The following is a 23,114-nucleotide window of genomic DNA, read 5'->3' as shown; positions in this document are numbered from 1 at the left end:
AAATCAAAACTATGAGAAGATGGATAAACGTCTTTTGTCCGCTAATCATGATTTTTATTTTAATGAGTTTTGGGTTTAATTCAGCTTCCAATAAAATTGTGGAAGTACCCTCAACATTTAAAGTAAATGAACCTACTGCAGTTTTGTTTCCCAAAAACAAGACTATTTTCAACCCTGTTATGGTGGCACCTCCCTTTTTGGGGAGTTCGTATATCGGATTCAAGGAAGCTTTGGCTTTTAAGGAATCACAAGGTGATTATTTCACCATCAATGCCTTAGGGTACTTGGGTAAATACCAATTCGGAATTGGTACATTGCAATTAATGGGTGTGTATAATGCTACTCGTTTTATCAATGATCCCATGTTACAGGAAAGGGCATTTCATACCAACATTGCCCGGAATAAATGGATTTTACGAAGGGATATTAAACGTTTCGAAGGGAAACGCATTGGAGGTGTGAAGGTGACAGAGTCTGGAATCTTGGCTGCAGCACATTTGGCTGGTGCCGGGAATGTTAAAAAGTTTCTGCGCTCTTATGGAGAGCATAATGTAAGTGATGAATTTGGAACAAGTATCGCCCATTATATGAGAAAATTCTCTGGGTATGATATTTCATTTATATCTCCTGCGCGAAACCCAAAAATTTAAATTAATCTTAAAAATGATAAGAGACCCTGGTGGAAACGCTGGGGTTTTTTTATGCGTGAATGATAAAGATAGTTGGTCTTTTATGTAGGTCTAGCGGTACTTTTTGCCATTCAAGCACGCTCTTGGTGGAAATATATTCCGTTGAAAGAGTGATGTCGCAAGCAACGCAAACCATACAGCTATTGGAAAGGGTTCTCAATAAATCGGCCATTAACTTATCATTCCTATAGGGCGTTTCAATGAATATTTGAGATTGGTCCAATTCCCTGGAAATTTTTTCCATCCGTTTTATAGCACTTTTTCTTTCAGGTCCGTCAATGGGCAAGTATCCATTAAATGTAAAGCTTTGTCCATTCATGCCGCTGGCCATAAGTGCGAGGAGGATAGAGGAGGGTCCGACCAGGGGAACTACTTGAATTCCTTTTTGATGCGCGATTCTCACCACATCGGCTCCGGGATCAGCAATTCCGGGACAACCCGCTTCTGAAATGATACCCACATTATGTCCTTGAAGGCAGGGATCCAAAAAAGTGGGAATTGCTTCTGGCTCGGTGAACTTATTCAGCAATTCCAAATGAAGATCGGGCTGGGATTTTTTAGAGCTTATTTTTTTTATAAAACGCCTTGCGGTCTTTTCATTCTCAACAATATAGAAGTCTATTTCTTCAATTGCCCTTTTTATGGAAATGGGGAGGACCTCTAAAGGTTCATTGTCACCTAGGGTAGTGGGAATCATGTACAATTTTCCTAAAACCATGTCCTGTGGGTTTTCCATGAATGCTTTTTAATTATGTTGAAGTTGTAATGCTATGGCATCACAAGCTTTATCAATTAATGTGTAGACCTTTTCAAACCCATCTTCAGAGTCGTAATACGGGTCTGGGACTTCTTTGATGTCAATATTGATTTCATCCAAAAGTAACTTCACCTTTTTGATATCGTTCTCATTTTTCGCCAAGGAGATTATATTTCTATAATTACTTCTGTCCATGGCATAGATGTAATTAAAATCACTGAAATCTTGGCGGGAGAATTTCCTGCATCGCTGACTATCTATTGCCAATCCATGCTTTTGGGCAACGGCGATAGAGCGACTATCGGGTTTTTTGCCAATGTGAAAGCCTGCGGTTCCAGCGGATTCCACTTCTACTTCATTTTGGTCTACTTTGCTTTTTAGGATGCCTTCGGCCAATGGTGACCTACAGATGTTTCCGAGGCATACCATTAGAACTTTCGTTTTCATGATGTATGACTAAGAGAATTTTTTAGTTAAATCTTCAATGTACTTTTTAAACTGCTTATCGGTCTCCGCAAGGTTGTCAACAGTTTTGCATGCGTGCAACACAGTTGCGTGGTCCCTCTTTCCAATTTGGGAACCTATACTGGCCAAAGAGGCCTTGGTGAATTTTTTAGCAAAGAACATGGCCATTTGTCTTGCTTGCACAATATGGCGTTTTCTGGTCTTGGATTGCAGGGTAGCGACATCCATTTCAAAATAATCAGAAACAACTTTTTGGATGTAATCTATGGATACCTCACGTTTGGTATTCTTCACAAACTTTTCTACAACCAACTGTGCCAATTCAATGGTAACTTCCTTTTTATTGAAAGAAGATTGCGCTATTAGAGAGATGATGGCTCCTTCTAGTTCACGAATATTACTTTTGATATGCTTGGCGACATAATCTACAATGTCATCCGGCATCTCAACACCATCCCTGTATAATTTGTTCTTTAAGATAGAGATGCGTGTTTCGTAATCTGGACTCTGAAGTTCAGCTGAAAGCCCCCATTTAAAACGAGATAGCAGACGTTGTTCAATGTCCTGCATATCCACGGGTGCCTTATCTGAAGTAAGGATTACCTGTTTGCCATTCTGATGCAAGTGGTTGAAAATGTGGAAAAACACATCCTGTGTACCAGATTTACCCGATAAAAACTGTACATCATCAATTATTAAGACGTCAATCAATTGATAGAAATGTATAAAATCATTTCTAGTGTTTTTCTTGACGGATTCTATATACTGTTGGGTGAATTTTTCTGCTGATATATAGAGTACAGTCCTTTCTGGGTATTTGTCCTTTATCTCAACACCAATGGCATGTGCCAGGTGCGTTTTTCCCAAACCAACACCCCCAAAAATCAATAGTGGATTAAAGGAAGTACCTCCCGGTTTATTGGCGACGGCCATCCCCGCTGATCTTGCCAACCTGTTGGAATCACCTTCCAGGAAATTGTCAAAATTATAATTGGGATTTAACTGAGATTCTATTTTGATATTTCTGATCCCAGGAATGACAAAAGGATTCTTTAGTTCAGGGTTTTTCGACTTAATGGCCACATCCAATTCTTGTGGAGCGACGGTAGATCTATTTGAACTGGGTATTTTTTCGGTAAATGGTTCTCTATTGCCGTAGGTGTTTTCCATTTTAATGACATAAACCAACTTTGCGCTCTCCCCGATTTCCTTGGTTAGGGCAACTTTCAATAATTTTACATAGTGCTCTTCCAGCCATTCATAAAAAAATTTACTCGGTACCTGTATGCTTAAGGCGTTGTTGGATAACTTGACCGGCTTGATAGGTTCAAACCAAGTTTTGAATGCCTGCGGTTGAATGTTGTCCTTTATAAAAGCCAAACAATTGTTCCATACGGAATTAGCAGTAACACTCATTTTAAAGTTTCGTCTTTTTGTGGTTATTGATTAGGCTTAAAGTTCATTCGATTTACCAGTATGACCTGGTATACTAGAGCAAGACAAATATGTGAACAAAAATTCTAAAAAAAAAATCAAATGGTATTGATTAATAGCTTTTTTTTTCTCATGTTGCTATGGGAAATATTCTAAAGAATTAAATATATCGTTTTTACGTCAACTTATATGGATTTTAATCAGATTTCTTTTAGAGTGAGATATGGGGAAACAGATCAAATGGGAGTCGTTTACCACGGAAACTATGCGCAATACCTAGAGATGGGAAGAGTTGAGTGGTTAAGGGCACTAGGGTTTTCTTACAAAAAAATGGAAGAAGAAGGTGTAATGTTGCCTGTTATTTCCCTACAGATAAATTTCAAAAAATCTGCAGTTTATGATGACCTGATAAGGGTGGTTACTATCCTGAAAAAGAGACCTTCAGTGAAGATAGAATTTGATTATAAAATTTACAATGAAGCCGATGAAATTTTAATCGAGGCACATACTGTTTTGGCATTTATAAATAAAACGACAAAAAGACCGATGAAATGCCCTGAAGCTATTTTGGAAAAAATAAAATTATAATACCTGTTACTGCTTTTTTTTGATCCCTATAGGGGGGTGCATGGAAGTAAATAGTGCTAAAGTTTGTTCGGCTTCCTGTTTTCTGACGGATATGATAAAGGTGCAGGACAGTTCCATAGTTTGTGTAAGTATTTCTATCTGGTGCTGTTTTATAGTTCTCATGACCTTATCTATTTGTTCATAATCGAACTTTAAAACAAACCGTTGCTGTAGCGTTTTTTCAACAATTTGGGAAGCTTCCAATGCCATTTGGGCACCTGTTTTGTAAGCCGATATCAATCCGCCAACTCCTAGTTTTGTACCTCCAAATATTCTTGTAACCGCTACAAGTATATTTGTGACTCCAAAAGATTGGATTTGACCATAAATAGGCATGCCAGCTGAATTGTTGGGTTCTCCATCGTCATTAGCCCTATAATGTGGTTCTTCCACGCCCAATTGCCATGCATAACAAACATGATTGGCAGTGTGGTGCTTCTTTCTAAGCGCCTCTATCAAAGGCTTGACTTCCTCTTCATCAGAAATTGGAAAGGCATATCCGAAGAACTTACTCTTCTTTTCCTTGAAGAGGACTTCCTCCGAAGGCTTTAAAATGGTCCTATATGAATCTTGATTTTCGTCTTCCATTAAGTACTGGCAACTAAAATAATACTTATGACCGCCAAACCAATCCCAAACCAGTTTTTTTTGCTTAAAGATTCCTTGAACAACACTATACCAAAAATAGTGGAGAGCAGAACAGTGGCCACATGGTTTAATGTGAAAATGGAGGCGCTGTTGATAAAATCATTTTCAAGTGCCCTTAATAGAAAGTAGATGGAAAAATAATTTACAATGCCCAAGACCAGTCCGCCCAGGACGTTTCTTAAATTTGGCCTTATTGGTTCCCTAAAGGATTTTAACAAAATAAAAATGATCCCAATAAAACCAGCCGCACCAAAGACCGTTGCAGAGAATAATGGATAATCTTCCTTTTCCATATAGGTAGTCTGTAAATATTTAATGGAAGTGTCTACCAGGCCAGATCCCAAAAACAAAAGGAGTGGCAAAAAAATGGTCTCCATCTTTACTGTGAGGGTCCTGGTTTTTATGGATGCAAAATACACGGCAATCAAGGCTAAAAGGATCCCTATAATCTTAATGGGCCCCAAAACCTCTTTATAAATAAGAACCCCAGCAATCACGGGTATGATCAATGACATTTTAGAGGCGACAGAAGCCACGGATACACCGATCTTTTGGGATGTTTTGGCGGTAATTATAAAGACAACAATAAATAAGATACCAAGTGCCAAGGTGCCTAAAAACCAAGCTTTACCAGTTAGCTCGTTTACTGTTATTCTTCCATTATAAAATAGGGTAGAGAACAGGCATGCCACTACGTAATTGCAGATAATGGCATATAATGTTTGTATCTTATATTTTGAAAAAAGTTTGAATATTACAAATAGGGAACTGGAAAAAAGGACACACAAGGCTAAATCTAGCATGTTATAATTTTGATTTTAATTGAACGATATCCTCCTTGCCTACCTGAAGGTTCCAACTTGTTATGCCCAATTGTTCCGATGCCAGAGTATTTTCTAAAGTATCATCTACAAAGAAGGTTTCAGAGGCTTTTAAATTATTGGCATCCAATACAAATTGATAGATGTCTGCATTCGGCTTCCGTAAATTAATTTCGTGGGAAAGGTAGAATTTGTCAAAACATTTTTTGAAACGGTCAAAACGATCTTTTCCCATATTTTCAATTACCTTTTCTATATGCAGGGCATTTGTATTGCTCAGTAATATAAGGGTATACTCATTTTCATTGGCCATTTGTTCTATAAATTCCAGCCTCTTTTCCGGAAAATCCAAAATGATGGAATTCCATCCCTTTTTAATTTGATCCAGTTTTGCCGTTGGGAAATAATCCTGCATTTTTGAAAGGAAGGTATCAGAATCCAAAAGCCCTTTTTCATAAGCATATAGCAGATTTGTAAATTCAGGCTCAAATTCCTTTAGTCCCCATTTTTTCATCTCTGTGATAGGTGCTTGCTTGTCCAAGTTGATAAAGATATCCCCAAAATCAAAAATAATATTTTTAAACATTGCTGAAGATGGTTAAAGTGTCTGTGATAATTGTTCGTTTGCTTACAATAGATTTGTTTAACAGAGGTGCTTTTAGGCCTTTGGTGAAATAGTTGGTCCCTTTAAATACCCTCGCTTCATCCCAGAGATTTGCATCAAGGAACGTTTGTAGTGTTTTGGAACCTCCTTCGATAATTACACTTAAGATGTTGTGCTTGTAGAGTACCTCGCAAATTTGCTGTGCTACATTTTTTGAAAAATCGATCACCTCGTAATCTACACTAGACACATATTTTTTACTGAGTTCTATCTGTGTAATTACGATGGTCTTTACACTACCATCCATCACATGGAAATCGTTTCCCACCTTTAAGTTTCTATCAATTAGTATTCGCGTCGGGGATTTTCCGGTCCATAGCCTTACATTCAGTTTTGGGTTGTCTTTCAGGATGGTATTGGTACCCACTAAAATGGCCTGTTCTTCACTACGCCACTTATGAACCAACTGTCTGGACTGTAAACTGGTGATCCAATATGGTGATGGGTCCGTTTCCCGTAAAGATTGTTCAGGGGCGATAAAGCCATCGAGAGTTTCCGCCCATTTTAGAATGATAAAAGGCCTTTTTTGTTCATGAAAGGTCAAAAAACGCTTGTGATGATCCCTACATTCCTTTTCCAGCACAGTAACCAGTACCTCACATCCTGCCTCTTTCAATTTTTTGATGCCATTGCCTGCCACCTTAACATGGGGGTCTAACAGCCCGATGACCACCTTTGGTATTTTGTGTTCTATGATGAGATTGGCACAAGGAGGGGTTTTTCCAAAGTGGGAGCAAGGTTCTAGGGTGACGTAAAGCGTGGCCTTGGAAAGTAAGGCTTTGTTCTTAACCGAATTAATAGCATTTACTTCGGCATGTGGCCCGCCATATGGGCTCGTAAAACCTTCTCCAATAACCTTGTTTTCATGGACTATGACACTTCCTACCATTGGATTGGGAAAGGTAAATCCAAGTCCATTTTTAGCTACTTGGATACATCGCAAAATATATTTTTCATGTATCTTCACCCCACAAAAATAGAATTTTAAAAGTTACCCGTTAAGAAAAATGAGTACAGCAATTATCAGGGAAATTCAACCTCAAGACAATAAGCAAGTTGCATCGGTTATCAGGCAGGTGTTGATAGATTTGGGTGTGCCCAAAGTTGGTACTGCTTATGCAGATACGGCATTGGATCACATGTACGAAAATTATAATGTTCCCAAGGCAACTTATTTTGTTGTGGAGGAAAACAACAGGATCATAGGTTGTGCAGGTGTTGCCCAGTTAGAAAACTATGATGGTAATGTATGTGAGTTGCAGAAGATGTACTTTACAGAAGAGGCCAGGGGAAGGGGATTGGGATCACAAATGATGAAGGTCTGTCTTAACAAGGCCAGGGAATATGGTTTTGAGAAATGCTATCTGGAAACCATGCCCTATATGGAGGATGCACAAAAACTCTATAAAAAAACCGGGTTCCAATATATAGAAGCACGTATGGGTGATACGGGCCATTATTCATGTCCAGTTTTTATGCTAATAGAACTATAGAAGAAATGCTGTTAAAAGAGATCAAGCATATTTTCCATGTTGAACTTGATAGTGCATATCCAAAGGAAGAAGTGGATAGTTTCTTTTACCTTATGGTGGAGCATTATTTAGGTTTAGAACGGTTTGTGTTGGCCCTGGAGCCAAATACCATAGTAACTAAGGAAGAAGAACAGCCCTTGTTCGAAGGGTTGAGCCAGTTGAAACTACACAGACCGGTACAATATATTCTAGGAGTTGCCCATTTTATGGATATGGAATTTAAGGTTGATGAGAATGTTTTGATACCAAGACCGGAGACTGAAGAATTGGTAAGATGGATTTTGGAGCAAGCAAAAGAGCATAGAGAGGTATTGAAGATATTGGATATTGGCACGGGAAGTGGATGTATTGCCATAGCATTGGCAAAGAATCTGCCAAATGCAAAAGTTTATGCCTTGGATATTTCTAGTGAATCCTTACTTGTAGCAGAAGAAAATGCTGCTAAACATGGGGTGTCAATAGAATTTATTGAAACAGATATTCTTCAGACCGAAAAATTACAGTTACAATTTGATATTATTGTATCCAACCCTCCCTATGTGCGTGAATTGGAGAAAAAACAGATGAGCGCCAATGTCACTGATCATGAACCGGACCAAGCCCTTTTTGTTCCTGATGATAATGCTCTTTTATTTTATAGGAAAATTTCGGAGTTTGCAACCTTGCATTTAAATAAAGGTGGGAGTCTTTACTTTGAAATCAATCAATATTTGGGAAAAGAGACCATGCTGTGCATGGAAAATTTTGGTTTCTCAGAATTGCAGTTGAGAAAAGATATGTTTGGAAATGACAGAATGCTCAAAGGGAAGCTTGTCTAATTTGAAAGAAACCTGGGTAACAAGAGTATTAAGTAAGTAAGATCATGACTGGGAGCAGGTCAAAAATCATAAAGAAGAATGAGCATTAAAGACAAAATAGAGGCTTTACGGAATAGTTTAAGGGAACACAACCATAATTATTATGTGTTGGACAACCCGACAATTTCCGATTATGAATTTGACATTATGCTGAAGGAGCTTCAGGACTTGGAAGATCAGCATCCAGAGTTTCATGATCCAACGTCACCAACGTTGCGTGTTGGAGGAGGTATAACCAAGTATTTTGAAACAGTGGCTCATGAGCATCGAATGTATTCCTTGGAAAACTCCTACTCTAAAGAGGATTTGGAAGACTGGGAGAAGCGTATACAAAAAAATTTAGGGGATGTTCCTGTTGAATTTACCTGTGAGCTAAAATATGATGGTGCCTCCATAAGTCTCACTTATGAAAAGGGACAATTGATGCGTGCCGTAACAAGAGGGGATGGTTTTCAAGGGGATGATGTAACTACCAATATTAAAACCATTAAATCTGTCCCGTTGCGATTAAAAGGAGATTATCCTGAGAAATTCGATATCCGTGGGGAGATTGTCCTGCCTTTTGAGGGTTTTGCCAAAATGAATCAAGAACGCCTTGAAAATGGGGAGGATCCATACATGAATCCACGGAATACGGCTTCTGGAAGTCTAAAATTACAGGATAGTGCGCTAGTGGCGCAAAGACCCTTGGAGTGTTTGTTATACAGCATCGTTGGTTCAAATTTAAATATGTCCTCTCAAATTCAGGTATTGGAAAAAGCCAGGTCTTGGGGTTTTAAAGTGCCCACAGTAGCCAAGGTATGTAAATCTACGGATGAAGTAATGGCCTTTGTAGATTACTGGGACGTGCACCGTCACGAACTGCCATATGAAACAGATGGGGTCGTGGTTAAAGTGAATAATCTTCAATATCAGGATGAGTTGGGATATACCGCCAAATCCCCAAGGTGGGCCATGGCCTATAAGTTTAAGGCGGAACAAGTGTCTACCATATTGAACGAGATAACCTATCAGGTGGGTAGAACTGGGGCCATTACCCCCGTAGCCAATTTAAAGCCTGTTTTACTCGCCGGTACTACTGTAAAAAGGGCCTCCTTACACAATGCAGACCAGATTGCAAAGTTGGATATTCGGGAAGGAGACACTGTATTTGTTGAAAAAGGAGGGGAAATTATACCAAAAATTATAGGGGTAGATTTTTCTAAACGACCTGCGCATTCTTCACCTACGGTCTATATTGACCACTGTCCGGAATGTCATACCAAATTGGAACGAACAGAGGGTGATGCCAAGCATTACTGCACCAACTATTACGGGTGTCCTCCCCAGATCACAGGTCGTATCCAGCATTACATTTCACGCAAAGCAATGGATATAGAGGGACTTGGGGGTGAAACGGTGGAACTGTTGTTCAAGGAAGGGTTGATTGAAAATTATGCAGATTTATATGTGCTGACCAAGGAACAGATCATGCCCTTGGAGCGAATGGCAGAGAAATCTGCCGAGAACCTGGTTAAAGGGGTTGCAAAATCTGTTGAAATACCTTTCGAACGCGTGCTTTTTGCTTTAGGGATTAGATTTGTAGGGGAGACAGTAGCTAAAAAACTTGCAAAAGCATATAAAAATATCGATGCCCTAATGTCTGCTTCCTATGATGAATTAATGTCTGTGGATGAAATAGGGCAGGTCATTGCATCCAGTGTTATTGAGTTTTTTCAAAATGAAAAGAATCTCGAGATTATTGAAAGGTTGAAAAGTTATGGGGTGCAGTTTGAACTTTCGGCCGAAAAACTTGAAAATCAGACCGAACTATTAAAAGGGTCTACCTTCGTTGTTTCCGGAGTGTTTGAAAAGGTTAGTAGGGACGAGCTGAAAAAACTGATCGAAGACAATGGCGGGAAAGTAGGTTCTTCCATTTCTTCCAAAACCACTTATTTGGTGGCAGGTGATAAAATGGGACCAAGTAAACGTACCAAGGCCGAAGGACTCAATATTCCCATAATTACTGAAGATGATTTTTTAGAAATGCTCCAATAAACAGTGCTCATATGTCTTTACCTGTAGATCTCGAATTTTTTAATCTATCCTTAAACGAGAACGAGCCTAACCCCGATTGGTCGGCCGGACTAAAATCTATGTGGTGGGACGTAAAGGGAAATTGGGAAGCCTCCCATGATATTGCCCAAGATATGACCTCCCTCGATGGCAGTTGGATTCATGCCTATCTGCATAGAAAGGAAGGGGACAGGTTTAATGCGGATTATTGGTATAGAAAAGCAAATAGGTCCTTCCCAAAGGTCTCACTAGAAGATGAACAGAAGGGATTGGTGGCCTACTTTATAGGAAAGTAAGTATTGCATATTAGATTTTTTTTATGGGAATCCATACTTCTTCCTCTGAATTTGGATCATTGTTTTTATAGTTGTCTCCCATAACTTCAAAATGAGGTCTATTATCCAGTGAATAGATCGAATTGGGTAGCCATACTTCAAAAATATGGGCTAAGGTATTATGAAAAGTAGAAGCGTCTCCAATATGTTTGAACACAGCATAGGATCCACCTGCCAAAAGAAATACTTCTAAATTGTCGGGGATGCCCATCGTACAGGATACTTCTACGGCAGCCCACTTTTCAAATTCTGTTGAAGTACTGAAATTTTGAAGATTCAAGGACCCCTTATAGTCTTGTAGAGAAATTACTTCGTTGGATGTTTTGTTCCTTATAACTTTTTTAAAGGGCATAAAGCTTTGCCATAGCGCAACGGTCCTATTATTGTCTAGAGACATGGAAAGTCTTTTACCGACTAATGTCTTGGGTTTAATTGTAGTTATTCTGACCTCCATTATTTCTTAAACAGTAATAGAAACTCCATCGACTGTCAAATTTTTCTCAGTATCCAAATAGAAGTCGATTCTGCCCAAGTTTATACCATAACACCCAACCTGATTCACCAAAACCTGCCTTCCCAATCTATTTTTGGTGACCGTTGGTTTTTCCAAAAAGGTATGAGTATGCCCACCAATAATCAAGTCTATGTTTTCTGTTCCAGCGGCCAGTTTTAGATCATCTGGAAGCTGAAGGTCATTATAGGAATACCCCAGGTGTGAAAGGCAAATAACCAAATCGCAATGTTCTTCTTTTTTTAAGGTGCCACTTATGCTTTGGGCTATTTCTATGGGATCTAGATATACGGTCTCTTTATAAAGTTTTTTGGAGACCAAACCTTCTAAAGCGATACCCAATCCAAATACCCCAACCTTTACACCATTTAGTAGGAAGGTTGTATAAGGTTTTACCTGTCCATCCATGATGGTATTGGAGAAATCATAATTAGCCGATAAGAATTGAAATTTAGCATTGGGCAGTTGTGCAAATAGCCCCTCAATACCATTGTCAAAATCGTGGTTTCCAATGGTCGCGGCATCGTATTTGAGCATGCTCATTAATTTAAACTCCAGCTCGCCCCCATAAAAGTTAAAGTAGGGCGTGCCTTGGAAAATATCACCTGCATCCAACAAGAGGGTGTTGGGATTCTCTTGACGAATCTGTTCAACCAATGTAGCTCTGCGTGCAAGACCTCCCATATTTGGATATTCGGAATGATTGGCAGGAAAGGAATCAATATGACTGTGCACATCATTGGTATGTAAAATAGTGATGTGTTTTAGCGCCATGCTTTCGCAGGAGTTTAAACTTAACCCTCCCAATCCTATAAAGGCTGAGGAGGCTGCGGTTTTGGTCAAAAATTTTCTTCTTTCCATTTTACTTTGTTTGAATAAATCTATCATCTACAAAGGGCACTATGGTGTCCGTCTTCCTAATGTAATCGATCATGGCATTTCTTAAGAGATAATCCGTTTCTGTTACTCCTTTATTATTTGTAAAAAAGGTCATATTATCACCCCCGTTGGCCAAGTAGTTGGAGGTGGCCACAAAGTAGGTGCGGTCCTCATCAAAGGGTTTACCTTGAATATTAACAGAGGTTAAACTTCCATCTCTATCAATCATAATCTGAATCCCAGATATAGGATGTGGCTGTCTGGATTGTATTAGATACGCAATAAGATCCCTTACCGATTTTGCCGTAAGTTCAACAACAACAATTGTATTTTCAAAGGGCATAACCTGGTACATGTTCCTTGCGGTCACGTCACCTTTGGATATTACCGCACGTATACCCCCACTATTCAAAATGGAAAAATCTATTTCTTTGTTGGTTCTATTTTTAAAAATGGGGCTAGCTTCAGACATTACAATGTCTGCCATAAAGTTACCGGCACTGGAATTTAGGGCGCCATCTTTTGGACTAAATGTAGCTGTGGCATAAGCCAGAGTGCTGTCCAATACTTCGTTGATCCGGTTCCTATATGGGGTTACAAACTGTTCTATGGAATCTACTGCCGAAATCTTGGAGGTAACAGGCAATTGTTTGCCCTCAATCTTAATAAGGGTCGGCGGATTTTGTTTACAGGAGATAAACACGCCCAATGTTATAATTATAACAAAATGTTGTATTTTTAAATTCATTATACTGCGTATCTTCGTATGAGTTTTATTTGGATATTATTTACATTTGTACAAATGTAAAAATACATGTTTTTAAGGGCTATTACCGATAAATTTAAACAGAAGTCTGGTCAAAATTTTCTTAAAAGGGAATTGGGCAAGAAAGCAAAGGGTATAGATGGAAAAAAGGGGGTTACCTCTATAGGTTGTATTGTGAATTTGGACCAGTTTGATGATGTTCAAGCCTTTTACGATTTAGCTCTTGAATTTTCTTTACAACCAAATGCGGTCCAAGTGATTGGTTATAAGGAAGAATACAACAAGAATTCTCCCTATGCCGCACCCATGTTTACAGATAGGGATCTGGGTTGGAAAGGCGAGATACAGAATGGTTATGCCTATGAGTTTTTAAGTAAGGAATTTGATTTGTTGATCAATTATTATACGGAAGATAAGTTGGTGTTGCAATTGATGACATTACATTCCAAAGCTAGATTGAATGTTGGTTTTGGAGAAGTAGATAAAAATTTAAATGATTTAATATTGAATACTTCGATAAAGGACTTTACTATTTTTAAAAAAGAACTTAAAAAGTATTTGTTTATTCTTAACGAAATTAAATGATGGAACAGTTGCAGGGAACGGGAGTAGCATTGGTCACCCCGTTTAGGAAAGATTTTTCTGTGGATACGGAAGCTTTGGGAAGAATAGTAGGCTTTTGTATCGATGGTGGTATTGATTATTTAGTGGTATTGGGGACAACGGGGGAATCAGTTACCCTTAGTAAATTTGAAAAACAACTGGTGATCGATACGATTGTTTCTGCGAATGCAGGAAGGTTGCCTTTGGTTCTTGGTGTTGGCGGAAACAATACTGCTGCTTTGGTAGAGGAACTTCAACAAGCAGATTTAAGGGAATTTGAAGCGATACTTTCTGTTTCACCTTATTACAACAAACCGACACAAGAAGGAATATACCAACATTTTAAAGCCTTGTCCCAAGCTTCGCCAAAGCCCATTATTTTGTACAATGTGCCAGGGAGAACAGGTAGTAATATGTTGCCGGCAACAACGTTGAGGTTGGCCCATGAGTTTGAAAATATCGTGGCCATCAAGGAGGCCTGTGGTGATATAACCCAGATTATGCAGATTATTAAAGAGAGCCCAAAAGGCTTTATGGTCATTTCAGGAGATGATATTACGGCTTTACCTACAGTACTTGCTGGTGGTGCCGGCGTAATTTCAGTATTGGGGCAGGGTACCCCGACCGAGTTGTCCAAGATGATCAAGTTAGGATTGGCGGGTAATGTTAAGGAGGCTTATGCATTGCATTATGAATTGATGGATGCCATGTCCCTTATCTTTCATGAAGGAAATCCAGCAGGGATTAAGGCCATGTTTGAATCTCTGAAGCTTTCTACCGCGGTAGTCAGGTTACCCCTAATGGAAGCGACTTCTGAACTCAAAGTAAGAATTGATAAATTTCTAAAATCCCTATCAAAAGTACCTGCATAATTGCTCTTGGCCATGGTGTAATTCCGTTAGGTAATCTGTGTAACGTTAAAACTTCGCTAAATAGACGTAAGAAGGCAGGTCATAGGACTATTTTAGCCTGTGAAAAAATGTTTTTTATATCCGTTAAGAATCGCTAATTTTGCAGAATGTTTTTAAAAATGAGGCAGCTTTTATCCCTTTTAGTATTTGTAGTTATATTTAGTTCTTGTAGTGAGTACCAGAAAGTGCTTAAGAATGAGGACAGTTCGGCAAAATATGAAATGGCCGAAAAATTATACAATGCAGGAGATTTTAAGAAAGCAAACAGATTGCTGGAGCAGATTGCACCTAAATATGTAGGAAAACCACAGGGAGAACGTGTGATGTTCTTTTTTGCAGATTCTTATTTTAAGATTGGCGACTACAATTTAGCTGGTTATCAGTTTGAAAGATTTATTAAATCTTACCCAAAAAGCGAGAAATTACAGGAGGCAGCCTTTCTTGGAGCTCAAAGTTATTATGAACTTTCTCCGAAATATTCATTGGACCAAACGGATACTGATAAGGCATTGGTGAAACTTCAAAATTTCATCAACACCTATCCCGACTCAGAATTTTTTGAGAGAGCCAATATCATGGCCAAGGAGCTTACCACAAAAAAGGAAAAGAAGGCGATAGAAATTGTTGCACAATATAACAAGATCAGTGCTTTTGATTTTAGTTTTCTTACACCGGCGATTAGTGGTGCGGAAAACTTTTTATCGGATTTTCCCGGATCTATTTATAGGGAAGACGCCTTATTTTACAAATTCAATGCCTCTACCAATTTTGCTATCAATAGTTTTGATTCAAAAAAAGCAGAGCGTTTACAATCGGCTAAGGTGGCCTATAACAATTTAAAAAAGTATTATCCTGAATCAAAATATCTCAAGGAGGCGGATGATATGTTGCAAACGATCAATAAAGAATTAGAAAATTTTTCCAAATAAAAATACTATCACCATGAACATGAACGATTTGAAAAACTCTAAGGCTCCCGTTTCTACGGTTACCATTAATAAGAATGAGTTTGACGCTAATACCGGTAATATTTACGAAGCTATTTCCATCGTTTCTAAAAGAGCGATTCAGATCAACTCTGAAATAAAAAAGGAGTTGTTGGAAAAATTAGAAGAGTTTGCTACTTACAGTGATAGCTTGGATGAGGTTTTTGAAAACAAAGAGCAGATCGAAGTTTCTAAATTCTACGAAAAACTTCCAAAGCCACATGCTTTGGCTGTAGTAGAATGGTTGGAAGATAAAATTTACCACAGGAATACAGAAAAAGACGTTTAAGTCATGTTGGGCGGTAAAAATATCCTTCTAGGAATTACCGGAGGTATAGCCGCGTATAAAACAACATTTCTTGTTCGTTTACTGATAAAAGCTGGCGCTAATGTTAAAGTGATTTTAACAGATAGCGCCAGCTCTTTTGTTTCTCCATTAACCCTTGCCACCTTATCGAAGAATCCAGTACTTTCATCCTTCGTTAACGAAGAAGAGGAAAGTGTTTCTTGGAACAATCACGTGGAATTGGGACTCTGGGCAGACCTTATGCTCATTGCCCCGGCAACTGCCAATACCTTGTCTAAAATGGCAAATGGCACTTGTGACAACTTGCTTCTTGCTGCTTACTTATCGGCGAAATGTCCGGTTTTCTTTGCCCCCGCAATGGATTTGGACATGTATAAACACCCATCGTCCTTAGCTACCTTTGAGAAATTACAGTCTTATGGTAATATTATGATTCCCGCTACTTCTGGGGAATTGGCAAGTGGGCTGCATGGGGAGGGACGTATGGCTGAACCCGAAGATATTCTTGCTTTTTTAAAGGAATATATATCCAGTGGATTGCCATTGAAAGGAAAAAACGTATTGATTACCGCCGGACCTACCTACGAGGCAATAGACCCTGTTCGGTTTATTGGCAACCATTCATCTGGCCTGATGGGATTTGAACTGGCAAAAGCGGCAGCTGCCAAAGGTGCTGAGGTGGTCTTAATTTCTGGACCTTCTGCTTTAAATGTTCAAAACGACAATATTAGCCTTATACGAGTGGTTTCTGCTGATCAGATGTATGATGAGGTACATGCCAAGTACGGTAATATGGATATTGTTATCTGTGCTGCGGCTGTTTCCGATTATAGGCCTAAAGTAGTTGCGGATCAAAAAATCAAGAAAAAGGAGGATAGCCTCACCTTGGAATTGGTCAAAAACAAGGATATACTACTATCCTTAGGGCAACATAAGAAAGATCAATATTTGGTTGGCTTTGCGCTGGAAACTGAAAATGAGCTCGAAAACGCAACGGGTAAATTGGCCAAGAAAAATCTGGATGCCATAGTCTTGAACTCCTTAAATGATACTGGTGCTGGTTTTGGAAAAGCGACCAATAAAATTTCATTTATAGATAAGAATTTAAGTATTAAAACGTTTGGATTAAAGACCAAGGCAGAGGTAGCGTTGGATATAATGAATGAAATAATCAATAGACTCCATGCATAGGCTTTTACTTGCTATTTGTTGTACACTGCTTTCCATTTCATTGTACGCCCAAGAATTAAACTGTACTATTACCATTAATTCAGATCAAGTAGGACAAACCAATCAACAGATATTTAAGACCTTGGAGCGTTCCCTGAACGATTTTGTGAATAAAAGTAAATGGACCAATAAGGTCTATAAGGACCGGGAAAGGGTTAACGCAAGGATGTTCATTACCGTTTCAGAATTTGAATCCAATAGGTTCAAGGCAAGTATTCAATTACAATCTTCAAGGCCGGTATACAATACGTCCTATGAAAGTCCTGTATTCAATTACAAAGACAATCAATTTAATTTCGAATATATAGAGTTCCAGCCCTTGGTATACAATGAAAATGTATTTGATTCCAATTTGGTGGGCGTAGTGTCTTATTACGTTTATATAATACTAGGATTGGATGCCGATACTTTTGCATTGGAGGGAGGAAATGAATTTTTTAGAAAAGCCCAAAATATCGTTACCCAAGCTCAGGGCAGTAATTTTACGGGATGGAGTCAATCAACCAGTGAACGCACACGTTTTGAGTTGGTTGATAATTTGATGTCCAACACCTTTAGGGAATACCGCATCGCCATGTACAATTACCATAGAAAAGGACTAGATATCCTGGCTGATAACAACAGTACAGGGAAACAAGTAATTGCAGGAACTATGCGATTAATGGAAACAATGGTGAAACGACGCCCAAATGCTTTTCTAATCCAAACCTTTTTTGACGCCAAATCTGAGGAGATCAAGGATATCTTTTCCGACGGCCCTAAAATGGACATTGTTCAGCTCAAAGAAACGCTAACAAGAATTGCTCCTTTTTATTCTAATACATGGAATGAAATAAAATATTGACCTCCATTTTTTTCCAGTGGAATATCAATTATCTTTACGGCAATAATCTATTCAACTTTGCTGACTACAATCTCAATTAAAAATTACGCATTAATAGACCATTTAAACGTTTCGTTTACCAATGGCTTCACCATTATTACTGGAGAAACAGGGGCTGGTAAGTCGATCTTATTGGGTGGCCTTTCTTTGGTTTTGGGAAAAAGAGCAGATCTTTCCTCCCTTAAGAACAAGGATGCCAAATGTATAGTAGAGGCGGAATTTGAAATTGGAAAATACAATCTGGCACCTTTTTTCAAGGAAAAAGAGTTGGATTACGAGCCCAAAACCATCTTAAGAAGGGAGATATTGCCCAGTGGTAAATCTAGGGCCTTTGTTAATGATACCCCGGTAACACTGGATATCTTATCCTATTTGGGTGATTGTCTGATAGATGTACATTCCCAGCATCAAACAATGCAGATGACCGAGGACGATTTTCAATTGAAGGTGATCGATGCCCTTGCGGACAATAGTAAGATTTTGGACGATTTCGGAAAGAAACGTTCCAAGTATCTAGAAACTGAAAAGGAACTGAAAAAGTTACTGGAATTTCAGGAAAACAGTACCAAAGAGCACGAATACAATAGCTTTTTGCTAAAGGAATTGGAATCGGCTCCACTGAAGATCGGTGTTCAGGAAGAATTGGAAGAACAGTATGAGCAACTGAGCAATGTGGAGACCATCACAGAATACCTGTCCAAAGGGAACCAATTGCTCACTGACGAACAGATAGGAATAGTTACAATACTTACAGAATTAAAACAGATATCCAATAAATTAGCTGGGTTCGGAACACAGTTTACATCCATTAATGAACGTATACAGTCGGTTTTTATAGAAATGGACGATATCTCTACCGAGCTACAGGACTTTTTTGATAAGGTAGAGGCAAATCCCCAGTTATTGGAACAGATCAACGGAAAGCTTCAATTGTTGTACGATCTGTTGAAAAAACATAACGCCCAGGATATTTCCGAACTGATAGCGATTAAAGAGGACTTGGCCCAAAAGGTAGACGCTACCGAGAATGTAGGCGCCGCCATTAAAGCAAAACAGGCCCAATTATCCGCTCAGGACAAAGAGTTGGAAGCGATAGCTGTAACCCTTAGAAAACGGAGGGAAAAGGTTGTACCTTTACTTAAGAAACAACTAGAGGAAATGTTGGCGTCCTTGGCCATGCCGAGCGCTACCTTTAAAATAGAAATACATCCCGCCACAACCTTTGGCAAAAAAGGAAAGGATACCTTGGTATTTCTCTTTTCAGCCAATAAAGGAACAGATTTCGGTCCATTGAAAAAAGTGGCATCAGGAGGGGAATTGTCTCGGATTATGTTGACTATAAAATCTATATTGGCCAAATACGAACAGTTGCCCACCATGATGTTCGATGAAATTGATACGGGAGTTTCCGGTGAGGTTTCCTCCAAGATGGGCGACATAATGAAAGAAATGAGCCAAGGGATGCAAATTTTTTCCATTACACACTTACCGCAAGTGGCTTCTAAAGGGGATCAGCACTTTAAGGTGTACAAAGAAGAAGATAATTTGGAGACCCATACCAATATGAAAAAATTAAGTCAAGAGGAGCGGGTGGCCGAATTGGCGGAGATGCTGGGAGGAAAGGCCATGTCCGATTCTGCGATTGCACACGCAAGAGAGCTCTTGAATTAACTTATTTTAAATATCTTTGAAACAAATAACAACCTAAGAAAACTGTTTACACATGTCATACAACTTATTAAAAGGTAAAAGAGGAATTATTTTTGGGGCTTTGGATGAAAATTCAATAGCTTGGAAAACAGCGGAAAGAGTTCATGCTGAGGGTGGTACGTTCGTTTTGACCAACGCACCAATAGCAATGAGAATGGGGCAAATCAATGAACTTGCCAAAAAAACCGGTTCAGAAATTTTTCCTGCAGATGCAACCAGTGAAGAGGATTTGGAAAACTTAGTGGCTAAAGCTGTTGAAATTCTTGGGGGAAAACTCGATTTTGTTTTGCATTCCATTGGGATGTCTGTAAACGTTCGTAAAGGAAGGGCGTATACCGATGAGAAATATGATTTTACCGCAAAAGGTTGGGACGTTTCAGCACTTTCCTTTCATAAAGTAATGCAGACGCTATATAAAGCAGACGCTATGAACGAATGGGGAAGCATTGTAGCCTTGACATATATGGCCGCCCAAAGAACGTTCCCAGATTATAATGATATGGCGGATAACAAAGCATACTTAGAGTCTGTAGCTCGTAGCTTTGGCTATTTCTTTGGAAAGGATAAGAAAGTAAGGGTAAATACTATTTCACAGTCTCCAACGCCTACAACTGCAGGTCAAGGGGTAAAAGGGTTTGATGGCTTTATAAGTTATGCCGAAAAAATGTCACCTTTGGGGAATGCATCAGCCCAGGACTGTGCAGATTATACAGTCTCTTTGTTTTCAGATTTGACAAAAAAAGTAACCATGCAGAATCTTTTTCATGACGGTGGCTTTTCAAGTACAGGCGTAAGTCAAGAAGTTATAGAGCAATTTACGAAGTAGTATTGCAACCATAGATATAAGGCCATCCCATTTAAAAGGATGGCTTTTTATGTTTATAAAATAGAGATATGGAGTTGTTTTTTTCCTTTATCGTTCCCGTTTATAACAGGCCAAATGAAATTAGGGAGCTGTTGGATAGTCTATTGTACCAGACGTATACGGGGCCTTTTGAGATAGTAATTGTAGAGGATGGTTCTACGATTAGTTCAAAGGAGGTCGTAAGCGCATACGAATCGCAACTTTCCATTACGTACCTAGAAAAAGCCAACTCTGGCCCAGGGGATTCCAGAAATTATGGAATGCGTCATGCAAAAGGAAATTATTTCTTAGTATTGGATTCTGACTGTCTTCTACCACCAGAATATTTAGATGTAGTCCATACCTCTTTAAAAGCGGAATTTGTTGATTGTTACGGAGGTCCTGATGCTGCCCATCAATCTTTCTCAAAAGTACAAAAGGCCATCAACTATGCCATGACCTCTGTATTGACAACAGGAGGGATTAGGGGCGCCAAAAAAGCCGTTGATAAATTTCAGCCTCGAAGTTTTAATATGGGGATTTCCAAAAAGGCTTTCATGGCTACTGGGGGGTACGGTAACATACACCCTGGAGAAGACCCCGACCTTACCATTCGCATTTGGGAAAAAGGATTTAAGACAAAGCTGATACCTGAAGCTTTTGTATATCATAAGAGACGTATAGATTGGAAGAAGTTTTATGTCCAAGTAAATAAATTTGGGATGGTAAGGCCAATATTAAATAAATGGCATCCTGGAACTGCGAAAATAACATATTGGTTTCCATCATTTTTTTGCCTGGGACTTTTGGTATCTTTTGTATTTGCAATAATGGGAAGTACTTTCTTACTTTTGGTCTATGGCTTCTATTTTGGCATGGTTTTTATCGATGCCTTAGTTAAAAATAGGGATTTGGAAATTGCAATCCTTACTTTGGTAGCGGTGACTATACAATTTTATGGGTATGGAAAGGGTTTTTTACAAGTCACATTAAAAATGAATGCAACTCAAAAAGAACCAGAAGACATTTTTCCAAATCTATTTTTTAAAACAGACTAAAGGGTGATGAAAAAAACTAACAATGGACTACAAAAACGAAAGGTGAAAATTTTTTCACTCTTCTTATTGTGCTCCGGATTGGCCTGGTTTGTTAGTAACTTAACAGAACGGTATACCAGTACAACATCTTTTGATTTGGAATACATAAATGTTCCCGATAGTCTACTCTTTAAAGGATCTTCCAAAGATAAGCTGGAAGTAAAACTGAATTGCAGCGGATTCCAATTTTTGCGATACAACTTCAGCCCTAGGGTTGTGCAATTGGATCTGTCCTACATCAAGAAAAAGGGATCCAAATATTATTTGCCACAGGAAACATGTGTAAAACAAATTGAGTCCCAGTTGCCATCATCTATTTCCTTGGTCAATGTGGACAACAGGGATACCTTATATTTTGCTCTTTATCGTCTGTATACAAAGTCGGTGCCTGTAGTTTCAAGGTTAAAAATAGACTACGCACAGAATTATATGTTGGATGGTACTTTAAAAATGGAACCTACCGAAGTAACACTTTCAGGACCTAAAAATGAAATTGATACCATTAGGAATGTGCATACAAAAACTGCAACCTTAAAGGACGTCAGCAATGATTTTTCTGAAAAATTATCACTTATTAAATCAGTTAAATTGTTGAACACCAAGTATTCTGCCAATGAAGTTAGTATAACCGGGAAAGTAGCAAGATTTTCGGAAAAAATTGTTGATGTGCCAGTAGAAGTGATAAATCTAGAACCGGATATGCAGATTAAAACATTTCCCAATAAAGTTTCTGTACTGTGTAAGGGTAAAATAGAAAGACTTAAAAAGGTAAAGGCCTCTGACTTTATAGTGGTGGCCGACTTTAATACCGTAAAGGATACAAAATCATCTACGATTACCCTGAAGTTGGCCAATAAGCCAGAAGGGCTTTTCGACATTAAACTTTTGGAAAAGGAAGTAGAATATATCTTAAAAATAGAATGAGATTAATTGGATTGACAGGGGGGATCGGTAGTGGTAAATCTACTGTAGCAAAAATGTTTGCCGCATTGGGCGTCCCTGTGTATAATTCAGATGCCGAGGCAAAACTGCTCATGGGTAATTCCAAAAAAATCAAGAAATCCATTTTTGAACTTTTTGGCAATGAGGCTTACCTAGAAGGCAATTTGAACAGGGAATTTATTGCAAAAAAGGTATTCTCCGATAAGGAGGCCCTCAACCAATTAAACGCCATAGTACATCCCGCTGTTAGAGAACATTTCGAAGCCTGGGTCAGGAAACAGGATTACCCATATGTCATTCAGGAAGCTGCCATTATATTTGAAAACGGGATGCAAGATAAGTATGACGCTACTGTCTTGGTTGCCGCCCCTAAAGAAACCAGACTGGCACGGGTCATGGCAAGGGATAATGTAGATGAACATCACGTCCTGTCCAGAATGGATAACCAATGGGATGAAGCAGATAAGAAGGCACTTGCCACTTATGTCATTGAAAACATCAACTTGGAGGAAACCAAGAGAAAAGTACAGGAACTTCACCAAATATTCCTTAAGAAATAGG

Annotated in this window: 27 protein-coding genes; 17 read left to right on the top strand and 10 right to left on the bottom strand. The window is 38.8% G+C overall.

Annotated elements, in window-relative coordinates; genetic code table 11:
* Positions 1-47 precede the first annotated feature (47 nt).
* The gene (locus SB49_RS05465; protein ID WP_235537844.1) at positions 48-650 is read left to right on the top strand and encodes a hypothetical protein; all 603 of its coding nucleotides are present in this window, start codon (positions 48-50) and stop codon (positions 648-650) included.
* 49 nt (positions 651-699) lie between these two features.
* Here SB49_RS05465 and SB49_RS05460 read toward each other — a convergent pair whose 3' ends face one another.
* Genes SB49_RS05460 through dnaA form a run of 3 tightly spaced genes read right to left on the bottom strand, consistent with a single transcriptional unit; the run spans position 700 to position 3,327 of the window.
* Positions 700-1,425, bottom strand: a complete 726-nt coding sequence (locus tag SB49_RS05460) for an SAM-dependent methyltransferase (protein WP_062054591.1) — start codon at positions 1,423-1,425, stop codon at positions 700-702.
* A 9-nt stretch (positions 1,426-1,434) separates the two neighbouring features.
* A complete protein-coding gene (locus tag SB49_RS05455; RefSeq protein ID WP_062054589.1) occupies positions 1,435-1,893 on the bottom strand; it encodes a low molecular weight protein-tyrosine-phosphatase in 459 nt (152 codons plus the stop codon).
* 9 nt (positions 1,894-1,902) lie between these two features.
* Positions 1,903-3,327, bottom strand: coding sequence for a chromosomal replication initiator protein DnaA (gene dnaA / locus SB49_RS05450; protein ID WP_062054587.1), 1,425 nt, complete (start codon positions 3,325-3,327; stop codon positions 1,903-1,905).
* A 207-nt stretch (positions 3,328-3,534) separates the two neighbouring features.
* Between dnaA and SB49_RS05445 the strand changes: the two genes are divergently transcribed.
* The gene (locus tag SB49_RS05445) at positions 3,535-3,933 is read left to right on the top strand and encodes an acyl-CoA thioesterase (RefSeq protein WP_062054585.1); all 399 of its coding nucleotides are present in this window, start codon (positions 3,535-3,537) and stop codon (positions 3,931-3,933) included.
* Between the two features lie 6 nt (positions 3,934-3,939).
* Here the strand turns inward: SB49_RS05445 and SB49_RS05440 are convergent, their stop codons facing one another.
* The 4 genes from SB49_RS05440 to ribD are packed head-to-tail and all read right to left on the bottom strand — an operon-like array spanning position 3,940 to position 7,072.
* Positions 3,940-4,560, bottom strand: coding sequence for an IMPACT family protein (locus SB49_RS05440; RefSeq protein ID WP_062054583.1), 621 nt, complete (start codon positions 4,558-4,560; stop codon positions 3,940-3,942).
* Positions 4,560-5,423, bottom strand: coding sequence for a DMT family transporter (locus tag SB49_RS05435; protein WP_062054581.1), 864 nt, complete (start codon positions 5,421-5,423; stop codon positions 4,560-4,562). Before SB49_RS05435 ends, SB49_RS05440 begins: the two co-directional genes overlap by 1 nt.
* A 1-nt stretch (position 5,424) precedes the next feature.
* Positions 5,425-6,027: an HAD-IA family hydrolase gene (locus tag SB49_RS05430; protein ID WP_062054579.1), complete on the bottom strand. Its 603-nt coding sequence runs from the start codon at positions 6,025-6,027 to the stop codon at positions 5,425-5,427.
* Positions 6,020-7,072, bottom strand: coding sequence for a bifunctional diaminohydroxyphosphoribosylaminopyrimidine deaminase/5-amino-6-(5-phosphoribosylamino)uracil reductase RibD (gene ribD, locus SB49_RS05425; protein WP_062054577.1), 1,053 nt, complete (start codon positions 7,070-7,072; stop codon positions 6,020-6,022). The genes SB49_RS05430 and ribD overlap by 8 nt, the downstream gene beginning before the upstream one ends.
* Positions 7,073-7,112: 40 nt before the next feature.
* On the opposite strand from ribD, the gene SB49_RS05420 reads away from it, so the two are divergent.
* From SB49_RS05420 to SB49_RS05405, 4 genes are all read left to right on the top strand, one after another.
* Complete coding sequence (locus SB49_RS05420; protein WP_062054575.1) at positions 7,113-7,598, top strand: GNAT family N-acetyltransferase; 486 nt, start codon at positions 7,113-7,115, stop codon at positions 7,596-7,598.
* A 5-nt stretch (positions 7,599-7,603) separates the two neighbouring features.
* On the top strand, positions 7,604-8,455 hold the full coding sequence (gene prmC, locus SB49_RS05415) for a peptide chain release factor N(5)-glutamine methyltransferase (protein WP_062054573.1): 852 nt from the start codon (positions 7,604-7,606) through the stop codon (positions 8,453-8,455).
* A gap of 78 nt (positions 8,456-8,533) precedes the next feature.
* Positions 8,534-10,531, top strand: coding sequence for an NAD-dependent DNA ligase LigA (ligA, locus tag SB49_RS05410; RefSeq protein ID WP_062054571.1), 1,998 nt, complete (start codon positions 8,534-8,536; stop codon positions 10,529-10,531).
* 11 nt (positions 10,532-10,542) lie between these two features.
* Positions 10,543-10,845, top strand: a complete 303-nt coding sequence (locus tag SB49_RS05405; protein WP_062054570.1) for a hypothetical protein — start codon at positions 10,543-10,545, stop codon at positions 10,843-10,845.
* 10 nt (positions 10,846-10,855) lie between these two features.
* Here SB49_RS05405 and SB49_RS05400 read toward each other — a convergent pair whose 3' ends face one another.
* From SB49_RS05400 to SB49_RS05390, 3 genes are read right to left on the bottom strand one after another with little or no spacing between them, the layout of a single operon-like run.
* A complete protein-coding gene (locus tag SB49_RS05400; RefSeq protein WP_062054568.1) occupies positions 10,856-11,338 on the bottom strand; it encodes a GyrI-like domain-containing protein in 483 nt (160 codons plus the stop codon).
* Between the two features lie 6 nt (positions 11,339-11,344).
* A complete protein-coding gene (locus SB49_RS05395) occupies positions 11,345-12,256 on the bottom strand; it encodes a bifunctional metallophosphatase/5'-nucleotidase (RefSeq protein WP_062058905.1) in 912 nt (303 codons plus the stop codon).
* 1 nt (position 12,257) lies between these two features.
* Complete coding sequence (locus tag SB49_RS05390) at positions 12,258-13,022, bottom strand: 5'-nucleotidase C-terminal domain-containing protein (protein WP_062054567.1); 765 nt, start codon at positions 13,020-13,022, stop codon at positions 12,258-12,260.
* 66 nt (positions 13,023-13,088) lie between these two features.
* Between SB49_RS05390 and SB49_RS05385 the strand changes: the two genes are divergently transcribed.
* From SB49_RS05385 to coaE, 11 genes are all read left to right on the top strand, one after another.
* Positions 13,089-13,625, top strand: coding sequence for a DUF6913 domain-containing protein (locus SB49_RS05385; protein ID WP_062054565.1), 537 nt, complete (start codon positions 13,089-13,091; stop codon positions 13,623-13,625).
* A complete protein-coding gene (gene dapA, locus SB49_RS05380) occupies positions 13,625-14,515 on the top strand; it encodes a 4-hydroxy-tetrahydrodipicolinate synthase (protein ID WP_062058901.1) in 891 nt (296 codons plus the stop codon). The genes SB49_RS05385 and dapA overlap by 1 nt, the downstream gene beginning before the upstream one ends.
* Positions 14,516-14,673: 158 nt before the next feature.
* Positions 14,674-15,483, top strand: a complete 810-nt coding sequence (locus SB49_RS05375; RefSeq protein WP_235537841.1) for an outer membrane protein assembly factor BamD — start codon at positions 14,674-14,676, stop codon at positions 15,481-15,483.
* A gap of 13 nt (positions 15,484-15,496) precedes the next feature.
* Positions 15,497-15,829, top strand: coding sequence for a DNA-directed RNA polymerase subunit omega (locus SB49_RS05370; protein WP_200960645.1), 333 nt, complete (start codon positions 15,497-15,499; stop codon positions 15,827-15,829).
* A gap of 3 nt (positions 15,830-15,832) precedes the next feature.
* Complete coding sequence (gene coaBC, locus SB49_RS05365; RefSeq protein ID WP_062054561.1) at positions 15,833-17,038, top strand: bifunctional phosphopantothenoylcysteine decarboxylase/phosphopantothenate--cysteine ligase CoaBC; 1,206 nt, start codon at positions 15,833-15,835, stop codon at positions 17,036-17,038.
* Positions 17,031-17,921 (top strand): type IX secretion system protein PorD, encoded by an 891-nt coding sequence (locus SB49_RS05360; protein ID WP_062054559.1) that lies wholly within the window; start codon positions 17,031-17,033, stop codon positions 17,919-17,921. Before coaBC ends, SB49_RS05360 begins: the two co-directional genes overlap by 8 nt.
* 57 nt (positions 17,922-17,978) lie before the next feature.
* Complete coding sequence (gene recN / locus SB49_RS05355; RefSeq protein ID WP_062054557.1) at positions 17,979-19,631, top strand: DNA repair protein RecN; 1,653 nt, start codon at positions 17,979-17,981, stop codon at positions 19,629-19,631.
* 52 nt (positions 19,632-19,683) lie between these two features.
* Positions 19,684-20,496 (top strand): enoyl-ACP reductase FabI, encoded by an 813-nt coding sequence (locus SB49_RS05350; RefSeq protein ID WP_062054555.1) that lies wholly within the window; start codon positions 19,684-19,686, stop codon positions 20,494-20,496.
* 68 nt (positions 20,497-20,564) lie between these two features.
* Positions 20,565-21,572, top strand: coding sequence for a glycosyltransferase (locus SB49_RS05345; RefSeq protein ID WP_062054552.1), 1,008 nt, complete (start codon positions 20,565-20,567; stop codon positions 21,570-21,572).
* A 6-nt stretch (positions 21,573-21,578) separates the two neighbouring features.
* Positions 21,579-22,535 carry a CdaR family protein gene (locus SB49_RS05340; RefSeq protein ID WP_062054550.1) on the top strand — a complete coding sequence of 319 codons (957 nt, stop codon included), beginning with the start codon at positions 21,579-21,581 and terminating at the stop codon, positions 22,533-22,535.
* Positions 22,532-23,113: a dephospho-CoA kinase gene (gene coaE / locus SB49_RS05335; protein ID WP_062054548.1), complete on the top strand. Its 582-nt coding sequence runs from the start codon at positions 22,532-22,534 to the stop codon at positions 23,111-23,113. Before SB49_RS05340 ends, coaE begins: the two co-directional genes overlap by 4 nt.
* Position 23,114 lies beyond the last annotated feature (1 nt).

The sequence above is a fragment of the Sediminicola sp. YIK13 genome (assembly GCF_001430825.1).
GTDB lineage: Bacteria > Bacteroidota > Bacteroidia > Flavobacteriales > Flavobacteriaceae > Sediminicola.
Note: the sequence above shows the minus strand (reverse complement) of the source record. Positions and strands in the feature narration are given on the sequence as shown.